Source organism: Pseudoalteromonas sp. Bsw20308 (genome assembly GCF_000310105.2).
In the GTDB taxonomy this organism is placed as follows: domain Bacteria; phylum Pseudomonadota; class Gammaproteobacteria; order Enterobacterales; family Alteromonadaceae; genus Pseudoalteromonas; species Pseudoalteromonas fuliginea.
Genome location: NZ_CP013138.1, coordinates 1403103 through 1421746 on the forward strand (window position 1 = coordinate 1403103; position 18644 = coordinate 1421746).

The window sequence follows — 18644 nt, forward strand, 5'->3', positions numbered from 1 at the left end:
TAAGTGGGATCGTACGTTGACACAAGCAATCTATCAGGGCTTTATTTTATCAAGGCAACAATACTCGCCTAAGAGTAAGCGTGGGATCACGCTTTGCTACTGGCTCGTATCTGACAATGGCCCAATTAAAGTACTAATTGAAAACCAGCAAGCTGTTTTTTTTATCCCACAAGATGAACACAATTTTGCACAAAGCATATTAAATAAAGAAAATATAAGTGTTAATTTTAAAACGGTAGAAATGCGCCATTTTAGTGGTGTTGTGTGCATAGGCTGTTATTTTAATGATGTAAGTAACCTTTACAAAGCACGCACATTACTTGAAAAGCACATAAGTATATACGAAGCGGATATACGCCACAGCGATCGTTTTTTAATGGAACGTTTTATTAAAGGTGGGGTATGGGTTACGGGTGAAGTATCTCAAAAAAATGGCTTTATTTTAATTAGCAATGCTAAATTAAAAGCGAGCCCTGAATATACACCCACGCTGAAATCGCTTTCATTAGATATTGAGTGTAATGGTGAGGGCGTATTGTTTTCGGTTGGGCTGGTAGGAAATGGCCTTGATACTGTATTAATGATTGGTGAGCCTCAACAGCATAATCAGCCATTTAATATTGATTGGTGCTTTGACGAGATTAATCTACTACAAAAGCTACAGCAGTATATCAATAATAATGATCCTGACATTATTGTGGGTTGGAATGTCATTGAATTTGATTTTACAGTGTTAAACTCTCGGGCAGAGGCGCTAGGGATAACGCTTAATTTTGGCCGGGATCAGCAGCCTTTAAATATAAAAACAGGGCATTACACTCGCCTCACCTTACCTGGGCGAAGCGTTATAGATGGCATTGATACCTTAAAAAATGCCACTTATCACTTTGATAACTATTCGCTTGCGAACATTTCTTATAAAGTCCTTGGTGAATCTAAACTAATTCAGGCAGATAATCGTTTAAGTGAAATTGTTCGTCAATTTAATGAAGATAAGCTCAACTTAGCAGCTTATAACCGACAAGATTGTATACTCGTTAATAGGATTTTTGCAGAGTTACAACTCTTTGAATTTGCTATAGTGAGGACTCAGTTAACCGGTCTTGAGCTTGAGCGAATGGGCGGCTCGGTTGCTGCATTTACTAACTTATATTTGCCATTACTACATCGCAGCGGGTATGTTGCGCCAAATTTAGGCGATCACGGTTTGTCGTTTGAAAGCCCCGGTGGGTATGTAATGGAGTCAATGCCTGGGCTTTATAAGAATATACTTGTTTTAGATTTTAAAAGCCTATATCCCTCAATTATGCGAACTTTTTGTATTGACCCTCTTGGGCTTATTAAAGGGTTAGACTCACCTGAAAATGCAATTGAAGGGTTTAATGAAGCCGTTTTTTCACGAAATGAACACCATTTACCGTCGTTAATTAAGCATTTAACACATACACGGCAAAGGGCAAAAGACACAAATCAGCCAATGTTATCGCAAGCTATAAAAATAATAATGAACAGCTTATACGGCGTGCTTGGCTCTAAGGGGTGTCGATTTTATGATCCAAGATTATCGAGTTCAATAACATTACGTGGGCATGAAATTATGCAAACAACCCGTAAATGGATTGAAACGTTAGGTTATGAAGTAATTTATGGCGATACAGACTCTATTTTTGTAAAAGCTGACGATCAGCTAAGTGCGCTGAGTTGCAATCAAATAGGCAAGGATTTAACGCTCTATATTAATAATAAATGGAGCTGCGATATTAAGGACCGTTTTGGGCTTACTAGTTATTTAGAAATAGAGTTTGAAACCCACTATAGCCCATTTTTTATGCCAACAATAAGAGGTAAAAAAACGGGTTCAAAAAAACGTTACGTAGGACAAATTATAAAAAATGGGATGCCTGAACTTATATTTAAAGGAATGGAAACCGTACGCAGCGATTGGACCGAATTTGCACAAGAGTTTCAAAAAGAGTTATTCAAAACTTTATTTAATGAAAAATTTGAAATAAAACAACTTCACGAGATTATAAGTGACTACACCAAAAGATTGTTCGCAGGTGAATTCGATGAAAAGTTAATATACCGTAAAAAGTTAGGACAAAATCTAAATGATTACGTAAAAAATGTTCCTCCCCAAGTGCAAGCGATTAAAAAGTATAAAGCTAGTAATCCTGATTTTGAAATTAAACGAGGTCAAATTATTGAATATGTTTATTCTGATGATGGGGCGCAATTATACAATGGTTCAAATAATTTAAATTATTCGGTTTACATACAAAAACAGCTAACACCTATCGCTCAAATGGTACTTGATGCCTTGAATTTAAAAGAAATTGAATGTCAAGGGGCTCAACTTTCATTTTTATAATTACTTTACAGTTTTCGTATTTAAATAGTCATATTTTTTGTATGAAATTTAACCTACTTTGATGTGGGATGAAGTGTTTTTCTCTTTTTTTGTTAAAATTTATGATTCCCTCATGTTGTTTTGTTAATAATTCCCTATTTTATGTAATTTAAATTGAACCTTTTTACTTATTTTTTTCTGCTTTTAAAACAGTTGGTTATGTCTTTTTGTTTTTCTAAGTGATTGATATTTAATTGTGTGTCTAAGTTTTTTTTGTAATTTAAAAGGGTTTAAGGTTAATTGATTGTTGACGTTGTTGTTTCACTGGTATTATCATTCATCACACAATTGTAGCGTTTGGTAACACTTTGCCATCACGTTAGATTGAAAATTATAATTAATAAAATGTATTCTTGGGAGAATCAAATGTTAAATAATCAAGTAACAAAAGCTGTTCGCTTAGCGATTGCTTTTGGTGCAGCATCAACAGCTGCATTTTCAGCAAGTACAATCGCTGCTGAAGAAGGCGTAGAAAAAGTAGAACGTATTCAAGTTACAGGCTCACGTATTAAACGTACTGATTTAGAAAGTGCTAGCCCGGTTTTGGTTCTTAGCCGTGATGATTTAAATGTTAGTGGTCAATTAAGCATCGGTGACATTCTTCAACAAATTCCAGCTGCGGGTGCCGCTCTTAATACTGCCTTTAATAATGGTGGTACTGGCGCAACAAACATGGATTTACGTAACTTAGGCGCACAACGTCTTCTTGTATTAGTAAATGGTAAGCGTTGGGTTTCATCTTTAGGTTCTACAGTTGATTTAAATACAATTCCATCGTCAGCGATTGAACGTGTTGAAGTTGTTAAAGACGGCGCTTCTGCTATATACGGTTCTGATGCTATTGCTGGTGTTGTAAATATCATCACTCGTAAAGATTTTGAAGGTGTTGAGGTTTCGGTATACGGTGGTGAAAACTTAAAGTATAACGATGGTCGTCAGTATTCTGCAGACATCACTGTTGGTACTACTTCAGACCGCGGTGGATTAATGTTCAATGCTAGCCATGTAACTCAACAAGAAATTTGGGCAGGTGATCGCGACATTTCTTCGATGGGTAACAGTTCTACAACTGAAAAAGGCCGTTTACGTCTTACTTCAAGTGCAATCAGCACTGATCTTCGTGATAGCTTACTTGCTCAAGGTTATACTGAAAACAACGCTGGTAAGTCAAACGCTGGTTTTGATTTAGTCCCTAACGGTGCAGGTTCAGCTGTAGGTTTAGATTCATTCCGTGACCGAGCTGGTGATGTTTATAACTACGCGCCTGAAAACTACCTTGCAACGCCACAAGAGCGTAACAGTTTTTATGTTCAAGCTTTTTATGACTTAAGTGATGACGTTCGTTTTGTATCAGATTTCATGATGACAAACCGTAAATCGTCTCAGTTACTTGCCGCGATGCCATTAACAATTGGTGCATCTTTTGGTTCAGCAGCTAGCCGAGTAGACATACACGAAAATAATATCTACAACCCATTTGGTGAAACACTTTATGGTGATGCTTCTCGCTCAGGTGTAGAAGGTTATATCCCATTTGCTGGTCAACGTCGTTTTGTAGAAGCGGGTAACCGTATTTACAAACAAAATGATACAACTTACCGTGCAATGGTTGGTTTAGAAGGCGGTATCGGTGATACATCTTGGGTTTGGGATGCTTCTTACATTTATGGTAAGAATAGCCAAGACGTTTTAACAACAGGTCTACTTAACCTTACTCGTATAAACCAAGCATTAGGTGACAACTGTAATGCATCTACTTCTTGTGTGCCTCTTAACCTATTTGGTGGTGCTGGCTCAATTACACAAGATATGGTTGATTTTGTAACGTTTGACAGTGTTTCTCGTGAAGGTTTAGAACTTAAAGATTACACAGTAAACTTTTCTGGTGATGCATTTGAGTTACCTGCAGGTGTTGTAGGCATGGCTGTTGGCTTTGAACGTCGTGAAGAGTCAGGTTACGATACGCCTGATCCACTAACTCAAAGTGGTGAGACTTCAGGTAACCAACGTGATGCAACTTCAGGTGGTTTCCGTTTAGATGAAGCATATATAGAGCTTTCAATTCCAGTATTTGATGGTTTAACTATTGCACCAGCAATTAGATTCTCTGACCACAGCGCATATGGTAGCAACTCTACTGCTAAAGTAGGTGTTGAATACCGCCCAATGGATGATTTACTTCTTCGTGGTACTTGGGCTGAAGGTTACCGAGCTCCTTCAATTTCTGACTTATACGCAGGTAATGCAGATGCATACCCTACATTAACAGATCCGTGTAACTCTGTAGAAGGTGTTGTTCCAAGCCTACCTGGCTGTGCTGGCGTACCAAATGGTTACACGCAAGCTAATACGCAGATCCGTGAAACTCGTGTTTCTTCTCCAGATTTACTACCAGAAGAGTCTGAATCTAAAACGTTTGGTATTGTTTATAACCCAAGCTATGTTGATGGTTTAGAATTCACAATCGATTACTACGATATCGAAGTTGAAAATTCAATTGGCCGTTACGGTTCTAACCGTATATTGAACGAGTGTACTTCAGGAAGTAATGCATCTTCTTGTGATTACATTGACCGTGATGCTAACGGTAATATCGTCGACTTACGTAACTTTTTGCAAAATGCGGGTACTTACAACGTAGAAGGTATAGATTTCTATACTGCATACAAGTTTGATACTCAGTACGGTAGCTTCAGAACATCTTTTGATTTGTCTTATGTTATGACAAACGAGTTTGACGGTGATGACCAAGTTGGTATTCAATTCGGTGACGCAGGTTACCCAGAATACAAAGGTACATTTGCTTTAGATTGGTCTCAAGGCGACTTTGACGCGCATTGGCAAACACGTTATGTTGACCGTATGCAAAACAACTATGATGTATTGTATGGCGCAGAAAACTACCCAGGTATGGCTGATTACATTGGTTCTTACTTTGTACATGACGTATCTGTAGGTTATGCGCTAGACGCTTACAACACTAAACTTAGTGTAGGTATTGAGAACTTATTCGCGAAAGAACCTTCTCGTGAATACACTAACAATGACTTTGCAATCTCAACTAACAACTTCTCTGTAACAGAGTATGACGTTAATATGGATCGCTTTGTATATGTACGAGCTACAATTAAGTTCTAATAACTTAGAAACTTAAACTTTATTTAAAAGCCACTTTTTAGTGGCTTTTTTATTTCTGGAATATTTATGATTCAACTAAATAAAAATATTGATGTAGTTAATTTAAATAGGGAATACTCTAAAAATAAGAGAATTATGGTTGATAGTGTTTTAGAGTTTGATGGGTTATCTCAAATTACAGAAAAATTAAAACACAATATCCCTTATTTGAATGCATATTCTTTAAATGGCCAATACATTCAATCATCAGATGATGAATTAAAAAATATGTCTCCCGATAAAATGAGAGCGCTTCAGCAGACTATTTATGAAAATGCGAGTAAAGGGGTTGGCTTTTTTTATGGGCGATATGAAATAACTCAGAATGAAAAAGATGAGTTACTAAAGGAGCTATTTAATTATCTTAATGGCCAAGAAGTTTTAAAATTGATTAGTGATGTTACAGGTGTAAAGGGTTTAAAAAGTGCAAGTGTGCAATTAACACGTTATGTGCCAGGAAATTTTTTGACACGACATAATGATGTACTTCCTGCAAAGCAAAGAGCAATCGCTTTTGTATTTGGTTTTACACCACAGTGGCACCCAGACTGGGGTGGTCTGTTACATTTTTATGAAATGGATGGGAAGCTGACAGAGACGTTTATGCCTAAAAGTAATGTTTTATCCCTTTTTGATGTGCAATTACCACATTCTGTTTCTTATGTAACTCCATTTGCTCGTGCTGCAAGATACTCAATTACTGGCTGGTTTAACTTAAAATAATATTATTTAAGCGATGCTCATAGGTTGGATCTTAAGAAAACTTGAAGTTGAACTCTGTTAATGATCAAATAGTTACGCCAATAAAAACATGGCTAAAAACAGAGTTCACATGCAGATTAACCAAGTTTCAAACCAATTAAAAGCCCTTATCTCAGAAAAACACCTCATTGAGCTTGCAAAAACCTCTGGATTTCAAGTTCGACACCGTTGCCTGTCGATCGTTTCTCTGCTCAAAGCCGTATTTAAAAGCTTATCTTGCCTGCAAGACGCTAACTTGTCAGATATCCATCAAAACTTGCGAACGCAGGCTGATTGCACGATAAGTTATAAACCCTTTCATAATCAAATTCGAAAACCAGCCTTGACTGAGCTTGTCCGTGAGCTCGTTATTCAAGCGATGTCTAAATTGACTGTAAACACGCTGGATAAAACCTTTTTTACCCAGCGAGGAATACAGCGAGTGTTATTGCAAAATGGTTCTTCATTTGCTCTACATGATGAATTAGCGCAGGTTTTTGCTGGTCGTTTTACTGCTGTAAGTCCTGCCGCAATTGAGTTGCACGTTACCTATGACCTATTTAATGAACAACCCTGCGAAATAGATATTCGTCCTGATGTTGAAACTGAGCGCGCCTTTTTACCAGGTAGCCACACACTTGAAGGTACGTTATTACTTGCTGATGCTGGGTATTTTGACTTAGATTACTTTGAGCAAGTAGCTCAAGATGGCGGATGTTTTTTGATCAGAGCAAATAAAAACATTAACCCAATCGTTACATCAGCTTATTGCGCGGGTATAGAACTTAAATAAAAGAACATTAAAATCAAAACGTTACTCGATAAATTCGCAAGCCAACCACTTGAGTTAACAGTACGTTGGAAGAAAAATGGGCCCGAGTACAGGCTTATCTATTTACCGAATGAAAAGCGCCCCGTTCTCCTTGTTACTAATTTAAAAGAGGCACAGTTTAGCTTTGACGAGCTACTCGATATATATGCAACTCGTTGGCAAATTGAGTTGTTTTTCAAAGAACTAAAGTCATGGAATAACCTTAAAGGGTTCATCACACGAGATCCTCATATTGCCGAATCATTGGTTTGGCTGAGCATACTGCAAACACTTATCAAGCGTTTTATCTGCCATAGTGCAGCGGGTATGTTTAAGTGTGCGATCTCGACATTTAGAGCGAGTAAGTGCAGTTATCTTTGGTTGGATGATATTCTGGATTGCATAGAACAAACACGGTGCAGCCATAAGATACATCGTGTATTTGAGCTACTAGCGGTAAATTGTAAGCGGCAAAGCATTGAGAAAAACAATGATATTTGCCGTTTTAAGATAGGAAGTCACACGGTCTGTGTTCCTTAAGAATTAAGCTATGAGTGGAAGCTGGGAATGCTTTGAACTGAAGGTTAATTTTCAAGGATGCATATATAATGCTTAGATTATTGTTTTTATTAAATAATGGTTCTAATTAGGTAATGGTAAAAATAAATACTTGGGTTTATACTAGGTAGGAATATTTAAGTAAATCTAACCAAATAAATTTAGCGAGATATAAATGAAAGAAGTCCGATCTTTTATTAAAACAGCATCATTAACGGATCTTGAAAAAGCTCAACAGCTTATCAATGATGCAATTTCAAAATATACCCAGCAGCAAAAAGCGAAACAGGAAGTTTTGGATCTTTTAAAAGAAAAAGGACTTACGCTAGAAGATTTACAAGATGGAGCATCTGACAAACGCACCAAAGTTAAGCCTAAGTACCGCATGGAACTTAATGGTGAGACTGTTGAATGGACTGGCCGTGGCCGTCGTCCTAAAGCGTTTGAAGGTGTTGAGCTTGAAAAGTTTTTAGCCTAAAGCTAAATATAAGAGAAGCTCCGGCTTCTCTTTTTTGTTTACCCCTCAATAAAATATGATTAAAGTTTAAAACTCCCAGCTATTATTTGCTAAAATCTCTTCACTCAAACCTATTTGTTTTCCCATGAGCTATAAACTAAGACCTTACCAGCAAGAAGCCGTAGAACGCACCGTTTTACACTTTAGAAAGAGTAATGATCCTGCCGTTATTGTGCTACCGACCGGTGCAGGTAAAAGCCTTGTTATTGCTGAACTTGCCCGTATTGCTAAGCAAAAAATATTAGTACTTGCTCATGTCAAAGAGTTGGTAGAGCAAAATTCGCAAAAATATAAAAGTTTTGGTTTAGAGGCGAGTATATTTTCAGCAGGTTTAAAAGAAAAGTCATTAAACCATCAAGTAACCTTTGCCAGTGTGCAATCACTTTCTCGTAATTTAAATAAATTAAATGAGCATTATTCGTTACTTATTATTGATGAATGCCACAGGGTAAATGGGGATAAAAAAAGCCAGTACGGAAAAGTAATAAGTAGTTTAAAAGAATATAACCCTCAGTTAAAAGTATTGGGTTTAACAGCAACACCTTATCGGCTAGGAACGGGGTGGATATACCATCATCATTATCATGGCTTTGTTAAAGGGACTAATGAAAGCCCGTTTAAAAGTTGTATTTTTGAATTACCACTCAGGTATATGATCAAACATAATTATTTAACGCCGCCAAACGAAGTTGATGCAGCGATTAGCCATTATGATTTTTCGTCTTTAGATAGCAATGCATTTGGGCAATATACGACTGATGATATGAATGCGCTTTTAAAAAACAGTGAGCGCGCAACGAAAGCGATATTACAGCAAGTAATTCAATACAGTGAAGAGCGTGAAGGTGTTATGGTTTTTGCAGCCACGGTAATGCATGCTCAGGAAATATTAAGCTACCTACCAGCTCATCAAAGTGCACTTATAACAGGTGATACGCCAAACACTGAGCGCGATAAAATCATTAAGCAATTTAAAGCTAAGCAATTAAAGTATCTAGTTAATATATCGGTACTAACAACCGGCTTTGATGCGCCACACGTCGACTTTATAGCTATTTTAAGACCTACAGAATCAGTTAGTTTATATCAACAAATTGTGGGGCGAGGTCTCAGGTTATCTGAATCAAAAACGGATTGCTTAGTAATAGATTATGCTGGCAATGGTTTTAATTTATTTCACCCAGAAGTAGGCGATAAAAAAGGCGATAGTGATAATGAACCTGTGCAGGTACTTTGTCCTGGCTGTGGTTTTGCGAATATATTTTGGGGTAAAACTGATTCTGCAGGAAAAGTAATAGAGCACTTTGGCAGGCGCTGTAAAGGGCTGTTAGAAGACGATGATGGGCATAAAGAGCAGTGCGATTATCGTTTTAGGTTTAAAGAGTGTGAGCAGTGCGGTGCCCAAAATGATATTGCTGCACGTAAATGCCATGATTGCGGCGCGGTAATGGCCGACCCTGATGATAAGTTACGTAATGCATTAAACTTGAAAGACGCACTTGTGCTTCGATGTAGTGGGTTATCGGTAACTCAAATTAAAGATGAACTTATTAAAATAACGTATTTTGATGAAGATGGTGCAAGTTGCGATGAAGTATATAACCTCGCAAATAAAGGCGGGCAATTTATATTTAATAAGCAATTTGGTCTACGAGTAGGGCTTGGGCAAACACCTATTAATTTTAAAACTGCAGAGCAAGTAGTAAACGCACAATTTGAATTAGTACCACCGGATTTTGTTATTGCACGAAAAAGCAAAAAGTATGGTTGGAAAGTGGCTGATAAGCTATTTGACTATAAAGGGGGTTTTAGAAAGGCAAATCAGTTAAGCCGCTAAGCTTAACTGATAGAGTACATTGAACTAAAAGGCGATTAAGCCTCGTCACCGTCCATTAATCCCCAGCCATCACCGTATCCATTAAAGCTATTAGCAATACTTTCAATGTATTGCTCTGCTTGTCCTAGAAGGGTGTGCTCTGGCACCATTTGTACTTGAGTGATTACTTCCCAAACGCCAGTGTCTTTACATTTTTCAAGCTCAGCATTTTGAACTAATGCATCAGAGACTATTTCTTTAGCAAATTTTTCAGCATCGGCTTCTTGTTCAAATAAAATAAAAAAATCGACTTGGTGCATTTTATTTAAATCAATGCCAGCAGCGGCTATTTCGGCTAAAAGTTGGCCGTTATCATCATCAGGGAATTGCATTAAAAACTCATTTAAAATTAATTTTTTATTCGTAGGCACTATTGTAACTAAAATATTGTCTTAACGCGTACTAATTTTAATTATGCTGATATTTATTCAAAGTTAAATTTACGCGTTAGATTGTTATTAAGTTAATGTGTTGCTCATTATGGCTATGCTAATATGCGGGTAATTAACCAGTTTTTTGTAAGATATTAAAAGTAAGGATATTTACTTGTTTATTAAGTTTTTACGTTGCATGTGTGTTGTGAGCGCTTTAATTGCGACAAATAGCTATGCGGCAGAAAAAGTCATAGAAGATTACGAAATTGAAGGGTTAAGTGGCGATTTAGAAAATAACGTAGCTCTTTACCTCAAGCAGTTAATTGGCGAGAAGCCAACCCGTACACTTCGCCGTTATGCTCAAAAACAAGTACAAAATAGCATCAAAGCACTTGGCTATTATAGCCCGACCGTCGAGGTTATTTATGATAAAGACGACAGCGAACTAATTGTTAAAGTTGAACGGGGGCCTGCAACTCGCATAGAAGCAATTAATATTACGCTAAACGGTGATGGTCAAAGCGATACCCAATTACAGGCATTGATTAAAAGCAATCACTTAAAGCAAGGTGATGTTTTAAATCATGGTAAATATGACTCTGCTCATAAAAAAATAGAATCTATGCTACTAGAGCTAGGTTATTTTGATGCTAAGTGGCCAGCGCGCAAATTAGAAGTATCGCTTAAAAAAAATAGTGCTGTTATTACTTTCATAATTGATACCGGAGTTAGGTATCAGTTTGGCGATATACAAATTGCCAGTAGTACACCCGCTGAAAAATACATACGCTCTATAGCGCCTTTCTCGCAGGGCCAACCTTATAAATCAACACATATTGCTGACTATAACTTGGATTTATCAAGTACCCCTTATTTTGCCAGTGTACGTGTTTATGCTGACATTGCAGCGCGCAAAAACAGCCAAGTACCGATTAAAGTTGAAGTATTACCCAAGCCAGCTAACAGCTATGAAATTGGCGGTGGTTTTAGTACTGACCTAGGGCCCAAGGTGCGTTTTAAATGGAGTAAACCGTGGATCACAGAAGACGGCCATTACCTCGAAACTAATTTAAATGTGGCACAAAAGCAGCAAGATATTTCCATGGCTTATACAATACCGGTTGATGATCCTAATGATGATTTATGGCGATTCTCTGTCGGTTATAAATTAGAAGATGAACTCACAAACGACACTTACAGTGAAATATTAACAGGGCAAGTTCAGCGCCAATGGTTAACCGAAAATAAATGGGTGCGTACTGCATTTTTACGCCGCGACCAAGAAACCTACCGTATTGGTGATGAAGACGAAGAAAGTACCGAAATGTTAATGCCGGGCATTAGCTACGCGCGCAAAAAATCAAAAGGCGGCACGACTCCTTATTGGGGAGAGCAGTGGCTTATATCTGCTGAGTTTGGCTTAGATGATGTGCTTTCGAGTACGAATCTGATTAGGGTGCAAATGCAACATGCATGGCTACGCACTTATTTTGACCGCCACTTGGTGTTTTTAAAAGCGAATGTGGGAGCAATGCTTGTTGATGATATTAACAACGTGCCATTTTCACTTCGGTTTTACGCAGGTGGCGATCAAAGCGTTCGTGGTTTTGCGTACCAATCAATTTCGCCTGAGAACGATGACGGCGAGCTAATAGGTGGTAAGTATTTACTATCGGGCACGATGGAATATAACTACCAGTTTGCTAAAAATTGGCGAGCAGCTTTATTTGTTGATGGTGGTACTGCGACTAATGATTTTTCTGATGATTTTGAAGTAGGTGCTGGTTTTGGTTTTCGCTATTTAACACCCGTTGGCCCAGTGCGTATAGACCACGCTTGGGGATTAACAAAAGAAAGTAAAAGCACACGTTTAAGTATTACCATAGGGCCAGAAATTTAATGTCAGTATTAAAAAAGATAACAGCCGCCGTAAGTGCTATTTTTGTCACGTTAGTTGTTGCACTATTTTGTTTGTTATTTACCGCACCCGGTAATCAATTTATTGCTTATAGTGCAAACAAAGCGGTAGATGGACTACATATTGAAATTAAAGATGGCCGTTTTATTTATAATGATGCCTTTAATGTACGCTTTGCTAGCAACGGATTGGACTTTAATGCACAACAATTGAAAATTGATTTGTTTTGGTGGCAGTGCGATGGAATTTGTATAGATAACTTAAGTGCTAAATCTATAAATTTAACATTACCAAAAACTGCAGAGTCACAAGAAGCAGCCGCGGCAGAGCCGCTTGAAAAAATCAGCTTACCTTTTAATATTGCTGTAAAAAACATTGCGATCAATAAATTTACTCTAGAGCATCCAAGTGCAAACGTAAGCGTTAATAACTTTAAACTCTCAGCAAAAGCAGAGGGTTCAAAGCTGACGGTTAAAAGCCTGAATATTCCCACCATACTTGTTGCCTTAAAAGAGCAAGAACAAGATGCGAAAACACAAACGGCGCAAAATACTCAAGCGCCTTTAACGCACCTACCCGCATTGCCTAATATAGAATTTACTTCACCACTTGATTTAGTTGTTGAAGACTTTGAAATAGCTAACATCACGATTGAGCAAAACGAAGCCCAACATGTTATTGAAAACATCTCGCTGCAATTAAGTGTGGAAGATGCGGTTATTAATTTAGAGTCATTCTCAGCAAAGTATGAACAGTGGCAGCTTAATACGCATCTTAACGCTGAGCTTGCAGGGAATTTGCCCGTGAAAGGGGATGTTGTTTTACAAAGTGACGAGCACCAAGCCAATTTGCAGTTGAATGGCGACTTATCAAATCTAAACTTAAATTTAGAAACACAGGGGCAATATCCACTTAGTTTAATGGCAACGGCAAATTTAAAGCAGAAAAACTATCCGTTTGAGTTAAATGGCAAAATTAAAAAGTGGCTTATTGATGCACAAAGTAATGAGCTTAAATTGCGAAATGTTAGCCTTAACGCACAAGGTAATGCCGACGATTATCAGCTTAGCCTGCAGGCGAATAGCCAATTAGGCGCGTACCCAGCTGTTGACTTAAATACCCAATTAAAAGGCAGTCTCACCAAAGCAACTTTACAAGCGCTAAGCATTAAAGCGAACGAAAGCAGTGCAACTATAAAAGCCAATGTTGATTGGCAAAAGGGCATACAGGCTAACTTTAATGGCACGCTTGCTAACTTAAAAGCGCAGTATTTAACTGATGCCGCTACCAGTGATATTTCAGGACAGTTTAAAGGCTCGTTTAATGCAGCTGACGACAAGTGGCAGCTACAAATGAATAATACAAAGCTAAACGGGTTACTTAACGATGTGCCACTAGAATTTGCCTCAAACTTTAAGCTAGACAACACGTTAAAAGCTAATATTGATAGCTTTTATTTAAGTAGCGGCACCAATAAATTAGCACTAAGCGGGCAAGTTGATGATACTTGGCAAGTTGATGGCAAAGTAACGCTAAAAAGTGATGAAAAAGCTAATATTCCATTTACTGCCGACGGCAACGCAAATTTAAAAGTGAGAGGGGAAAGATTAACGCCCTCTGTTGATTTAGCACTAATACTCGATCGCTTTATTTTTGATGAAATAAACATTAATAAATTATCAGTAAAAGGGCAGTTAGATACCGCAGCCGATTGGCAAACCGATGTTTCGGTAAGTGTTGGTTCGGCGCTGGTGGCCGAACAGCAAATTAATAGCGTTAAAATTGATATTAGCGGCGACAAAACAGATCATCAATTTACGGCATCTGTAGATGCCGAGCAAGGCAGTGTAGAGCTTGAAGTTAATGGCAAAATTAATAATACCACTTGGAATGGCGAGCTTAGTAATGTAACGCTCAGCGATAAAAAGCTTAGTTTTAGTAATACTAAAAATATTGCCATTATGGTTAATACGCAAAGTGGCGACTTTGATGTGAGTGCACATTGTTGGGCATCTGATCAAAGTGAATTATGTATAGACACCTTAGCGCAGTCAAAAAATCTCGGTCAGTTAAATGCTAAACTAAGCAACTTAGCACTTGAGGAGCTTAAGCATTTTTTACCTAATAGCATTCGTACTCGCGGTAATATAGCTGGCGATGTAGCACTTAATTGGCAAAGCGGTGCGCTTAAAACATTACGCGCAAATATCGATTCTAGCGACTTAGAAGCAGTGCTAACCTCGGAAGAAGATCGTTTTAAGTTACCAATCGAAATTCTAACTATTAGTGCGTTTTCGGATTCTCAAATTGGCAAGCTTGAAGCTAATTTAGAATCAAGTGTATTAGGCAAAATTAATACACACATTAATATCGATGATATACAAAATACGCAAGCGCTTAATGGCACCATTAATATTGATAAAATACTCCTTTCAGACTTACAACCTTTTCTTGAAACCCTTGAGCAGTTAAAAGGTGATATTAGCGGGAAAGTGGCGTTAGCTGGTACGTTAAAAGATCCTTTATTAAATGGCGAGCTTAATGTGAGCGATATTAGTTTAGAGGGCGAGCAATTACCTATAGCGCTGCAAAAATCAAATATAAACGTATTGTTTGATAAAACAACAGCCACAATAAAAGGCAACTTAAACGACAATCAGGGCGGTAAAATAAATCTCACCGGTGACGTTGATTGGCAAGGTGCGCAACCTGCTGTAAATGTTGCGGTAGTTGGCGAGCAGTTTTATGTACGCGCGCAGCAAGGGGTTACTTTTAAAGTATCGCCGGATTTAAAAATAGGCTTGGCTAATAATGCACTCAAGCTTGCTGGTGAGGTAATTGTGCCTTACGGTCGTATAATGATTGAAGAGCTTCCTGAGGGTGCGGTGCAAGTTAGCGATGATGAAATTATTGTTGATCAAAAAACTGAGGCCACCGAAACAGTCCCGTTTGATTTCGACATAGATTTAAAAGTGATTGTTAAAAACGATGTAAAAGTAGAGTCGTTTGGCTTGGAATCAAAAGTTGCGGGTGATTTAGCGATAAAAATGAGTCAAGGTGCACCAATTATAGCCACAGGTGAGCTTAACTTGATTGAAGGTACTTACTTAGCCTTTGGGCAAGATTTAATAATCAGCACCGGGCAAGTCGGTTTTAGCGGTTCAATTGAACAACCATTTTTAAATATTAAAGCAATACGTAACCCCGATACGACTGCAAATGGTGTCATTGCAGGGGTTACGCTCACGGGGAATGTTGAACAACCAACGCTTAAAATATTTTCTGAGCCTGCGATGGATCAAGCTCAAGCACTCGCATATTTACTTAATGGCCAACCTTTAGGCGATGGAGAAAGTTCGTCAAGCGATGCTATGCTCACACAGTTATTACTTTCTCAAGGGGTTAGCCGCAGCGAAGGGGTTGTTTCTAAGGTAGGTGAAACCTTTGGGTTGTCAGATGTAAGTTTAAGCTCATCAGGTAGTGGTGATAGCACCAAAGTAGAAATATCAGGTTATGTAGCACCCAGCTTACAAGTTAAATATAGCGTGGGTGTATTTGATTCGCTCAGTGAAGTGGCTGTGCGATATCAGTTACTTTCACAGTTATACATAGAAATAACAAGCGGCCTATATCAAAATGTTGATGTGCTATATAAGTTTGATTGGGAATAACCAAAACTATAATAATTATAAGGATATGAGCGATGAAAAAAATTATATTGCCGGCTCTGCTTAGTGTTTTATTAAGCGGTTGCGCTCAACAACTCGGTGATGATGTTGCTAATCAAGAGCTACCTTTATTGAGCGCGAGTGAGGTAATTGCTAGTGCAACAGATAATGACTGGCGAGTAGTGGACGCTCAAAATGTTTTAAAGATAACACTGCCAACGGGCGATGCGTATATTGAGCTTAATGAACTGCTTGCCCCAAAGCACGCTCAAAACATTAAAAAGTTAGCGCGAGAAGGGTTTTATGAAAATACCAGCGTTTATCGGTTTGTTGAGGGTTTTGTAGCGCAAGGTGGCGACAGCTCGGGTAAAAAGTTAATTAAAACTGCGGATAAAACAGTCCCTGCTGAGTTTTATTTAACAACAAACAAACCACTTTTAATTACTGAGCTAAATGGCGACGGGTATGCACCAGTTACCGGCTTTTTAAACGGCTTTGCAGTAGCTCAAAACTCAGCACATACGCAAACATGGCAAGTGCATTGTAGTGGCGTGTTTGCAATGGCGCGCGACAACGATATAAATAGTGCGAGCACGGAGTTTTTTGTAACGATAGGGCAAGGCCCGCGCTACCTTGATAAAAACATTACGGTGTTTGGTCGAGTGCTTGAAGGTATAGAGCATTTTAACCGTTTAGCGCGCACACCAACTGAAGGGAAAGCATTTAACCCAATTACAAATATACAAGTGCTTGGCGATGTACAAAGCGATAAAAGTATATTTAAAGTGATGAAAACAAACTCATCGGTGTTTAAAAACTTAATCAATGCTCGTAAAAACCGTGTTGAACCATGGTTTGTTAAAGCACATAACTACGTTGATGTGTGTGGTATGGCCATACCCACTAAGCGCGAAGTTATACCAATTCCAATAAATAGCTGATCTATTTTACTTGCTAAAACAACCCATTTCTTTGTTGTAAATTTCGCAAAGGGAACAACCATTTACATCAATTTACGCCTAGAACTGAATTATTTTTTCGGCGTAAAATTTAGATCACATACTTAATGGAATTGGTATTAATTAAAGAATGTAAAAAAGGAGCCTAGGCTCCTTTTTAATACTCATATTCCAGTTTAAAATAACCTACTGACGATTAATTTTAACTGCAAATGGCGTATCGTTATAATGCGTAGAGCGATACGGGTTTATATCAAGCCCACCGCGACGAGTGTAACGCGCGTAAACCTCTAACTCTTTAATATTAAGTTGTGTTGTTAAATCGCTATAAATACGTTCAACACACTGCTCATGAAATTCGTTATGCGTTCTGAACGAAATTAAATAACGCAGTAACGATTCGCGGCATATTTGCTCGCCTGTGTATCGTATAATTACACTTGCCCAGTCAGGCTGGGAGGTAATTAAACAGTTTGATTTAAGTAAATGGCTGTAGAGCGTTTCTGTTACTACGTTATCATTCTTTGCTTTAAGTGAATTAGCATCAATATCGTAATTATTAATCTCAATATCTAAATCATCAATACATTCACCTGGCAGCGCTGTACACGGTAAGCAATTGTAATCATCAGGATTATATAAAGTCACTTTGACAGGGCTGTTAACTGCGTTTGATAAATCATCAATTAAATGCTGTTTTACTATATCAATGCTTTCAAATCGGGTTTGGTTAAAGCTATTTAAATAAAGTTTAAACGACTTTGACTCAATAATATGGCTGCTTTGGCATTCAAAGGTAAATAAGGCCACGGCAACTTGCGGTTTACCTTTATTGTTTAGCCATGAAAGCTCGTAACCTGTCCAAATGTCTTGGCCTTTAAATGGAAGCTCTGCTTCGTCAATATTTAAAGCATCACGATTTAGTTTGCGCGCAATAGGGAAAAGCAAGCTTGGCGTGTACACATCTACATACTCAGTAGATTGGCCTAATACGCTACCTTTAAGGTCTGGAGAATTGCTGTAATCTGTCATGTTTGCTCTTAAATAGTTACAATAGGGACATTATATCTAATTTAAATGAGTTTCACAGTATGTCTGTTGCATTGCTTATAGAACAACTTCATCAAACATTTAGCGAAAATACCCTTAAAAACACTACAAAGTACCCACTTATTGCGCACGACGAGCAATGGCCAAGCCCATGTGAAGTTGGTGAGGTTGACGAGCAAGGAAACATTCAATGGCAGGGCGCGCGTCAGCAACCTGCAGGTTCGCTTAATGATTTAGCCAGTGCACTAGAACTTGAGTTTCCAAAAGCGCTTAGCGAGCTATACGGGCATATGTACGGTGGAAGTATTTTAGCAAGTATTGATGGGCATCAGGTTGAATTACTACAAGCATGGAACGAAGAAGACTTTCATTTGCTACAGCAAAATATAACGGGCCATGTTTTAATGAAACGCAAGCTCAAGCAACCAGAAACAGTATTTATTGGTTTAACTGATCAAGATGATTTACTAGTAAGTGTATTGGTGCACACTGGTGAAGTATGTTTAGAGCACGTAGGCAAAAAAACACACCATGTACTTGCACCTAACATTAATGCTTTTTTAAAGGCATTAGAGGTTTAAAACG

Annotated in this window: 11 protein-coding genes and 1 pseudogene; 10 read left to right on the plus strand and 2 right to left on the minus strand. The window is 38.1% G+C overall.

What is annotated here, in order from left to right:
- Positions 1 to 16 precede the first annotated feature (16 nt).
- The 6 genes and pseudogenes from D172_RS06000 (at position 17) to D172_RS06025 (ending at position 10051) form a co-directional block, all read left to right on the plus strand.
- Positions 17 to 2371, plus strand: a complete 2355-nt coding sequence (locus D172_RS06000) for a DNA polymerase II (protein ID WP_007378185.1) — start codon at positions 17 to 19, stop codon at positions 2369 to 2371.
- Positions 2372 to 2776: 405 nt separating this feature from the next.
- The gene (locus D172_RS06005) at positions 2777 to 5548 is read left to right on the plus strand and encodes a TonB-dependent receptor plug domain-containing protein (RefSeq protein WP_007378186.1); all 2772 of its coding nucleotides are present in this window, start codon (positions 2777 to 2779) and stop codon (positions 5546 to 5548) included.
- Positions 5549 to 5614: 66 nt separating this feature from the next.
- A complete protein-coding gene (locus D172_RS06010) occupies positions 5615 to 6310 on the plus strand; it encodes a 2OG-Fe(II) oxygenase (protein WP_033023796.1) in 696 nt (231 codons plus the stop codon).
- Positions 6311 to 6419: 109 nt separating this feature from the next.
- A pseudogene (locus tag D172_RS21890) lies at positions 6420 to 7679 on the plus strand (IS4 family transposase).
- Between the two features lie 193 nt (positions 7680 to 7872).
- Positions 7873 to 8175 carry an H-NS family nucleoid-associated regulatory protein gene (locus D172_RS06020; protein ID WP_007378190.1) on the plus strand — a complete coding sequence of 101 codons (303 nt, stop codon included), beginning with the start codon at positions 7873 to 7875 and terminating at the stop codon, positions 8173 to 8175.
- 124 nt (positions 8176 to 8299) lie between these two features.
- Complete coding sequence (locus D172_RS06025; RefSeq protein ID WP_007378191.1) at positions 8300 to 10051, plus strand: DEAD/DEAH box helicase; 1752 nt, start codon at positions 8300 to 8302, stop codon at positions 10049 to 10051.
- 35 nt (positions 10052 to 10086) lie between these two features.
- Here the strand turns inward: D172_RS06025 and D172_RS06030 are convergent, their stop codons facing one another.
- Positions 10087 to 10422 carry a ribonuclease E inhibitor RraB gene (locus D172_RS06030; protein WP_007378192.1) on the minus strand — a complete coding sequence of 112 codons (336 nt, stop codon included), beginning with the start codon at positions 10420 to 10422 and terminating at the stop codon, positions 10087 to 10089.
- Positions 10423 to 10636: 214 nt separating this feature from the next.
- Between D172_RS06030 and D172_RS06035 the strand changes: the two genes are divergently transcribed.
- The 3 genes from D172_RS06035 to D172_RS06045 are packed head-to-tail and all read left to right on the plus strand — an operon-like array spanning position 10637 to position 16991.
- Positions 10637 to 12364, plus strand: coding sequence for an autotransporter assembly complex protein TamA (locus D172_RS06035; protein WP_007378193.1), 1728 nt, complete (start codon positions 10637 to 10639; stop codon positions 12362 to 12364).
- Positions 12364 to 16053, plus strand: coding sequence for a translocation/assembly module TamB domain-containing protein (locus tag D172_RS06040; RefSeq protein WP_007378194.1), 3690 nt, complete (start codon positions 12364 to 12366; stop codon positions 16051 to 16053). Before D172_RS06035 ends, D172_RS06040 begins: the two co-directional genes overlap by 1 nt.
- Positions 16054 to 16085: 32 nt before the next feature.
- Positions 16086 to 16991, plus strand: a complete 906-nt coding sequence (locus D172_RS06045; RefSeq protein WP_007378195.1) for a peptidylprolyl isomerase — start codon at positions 16086 to 16088, stop codon at positions 16989 to 16991.
- 204 nt (positions 16992 to 17195) lie between these two features.
- On the opposite strand, the gene queF is transcribed toward D172_RS06045, so the two are convergent.
- Positions 17196 to 18041, minus strand: coding sequence for an NADPH-dependent 7-cyano-7-deazaguanine reductase QueF (gene queF, locus D172_RS06050; RefSeq protein ID WP_007378196.1), 846 nt, complete (start codon positions 18039 to 18041; stop codon positions 17196 to 17198).
- Positions 18042 to 18100: 59 nt separating this feature from the next.
- Between queF and syd the strand changes: the two genes are divergently transcribed.
- Positions 18101 to 18640 carry a SecY-interacting protein gene (gene syd / locus D172_RS06055; RefSeq protein WP_007378197.1) on the plus strand — a complete coding sequence of 180 codons (540 nt, stop codon included), beginning with the start codon at positions 18101 to 18103 and terminating at the stop codon, positions 18638 to 18640.
- Positions 18641 to 18644 lie beyond the last annotated feature (4 nt).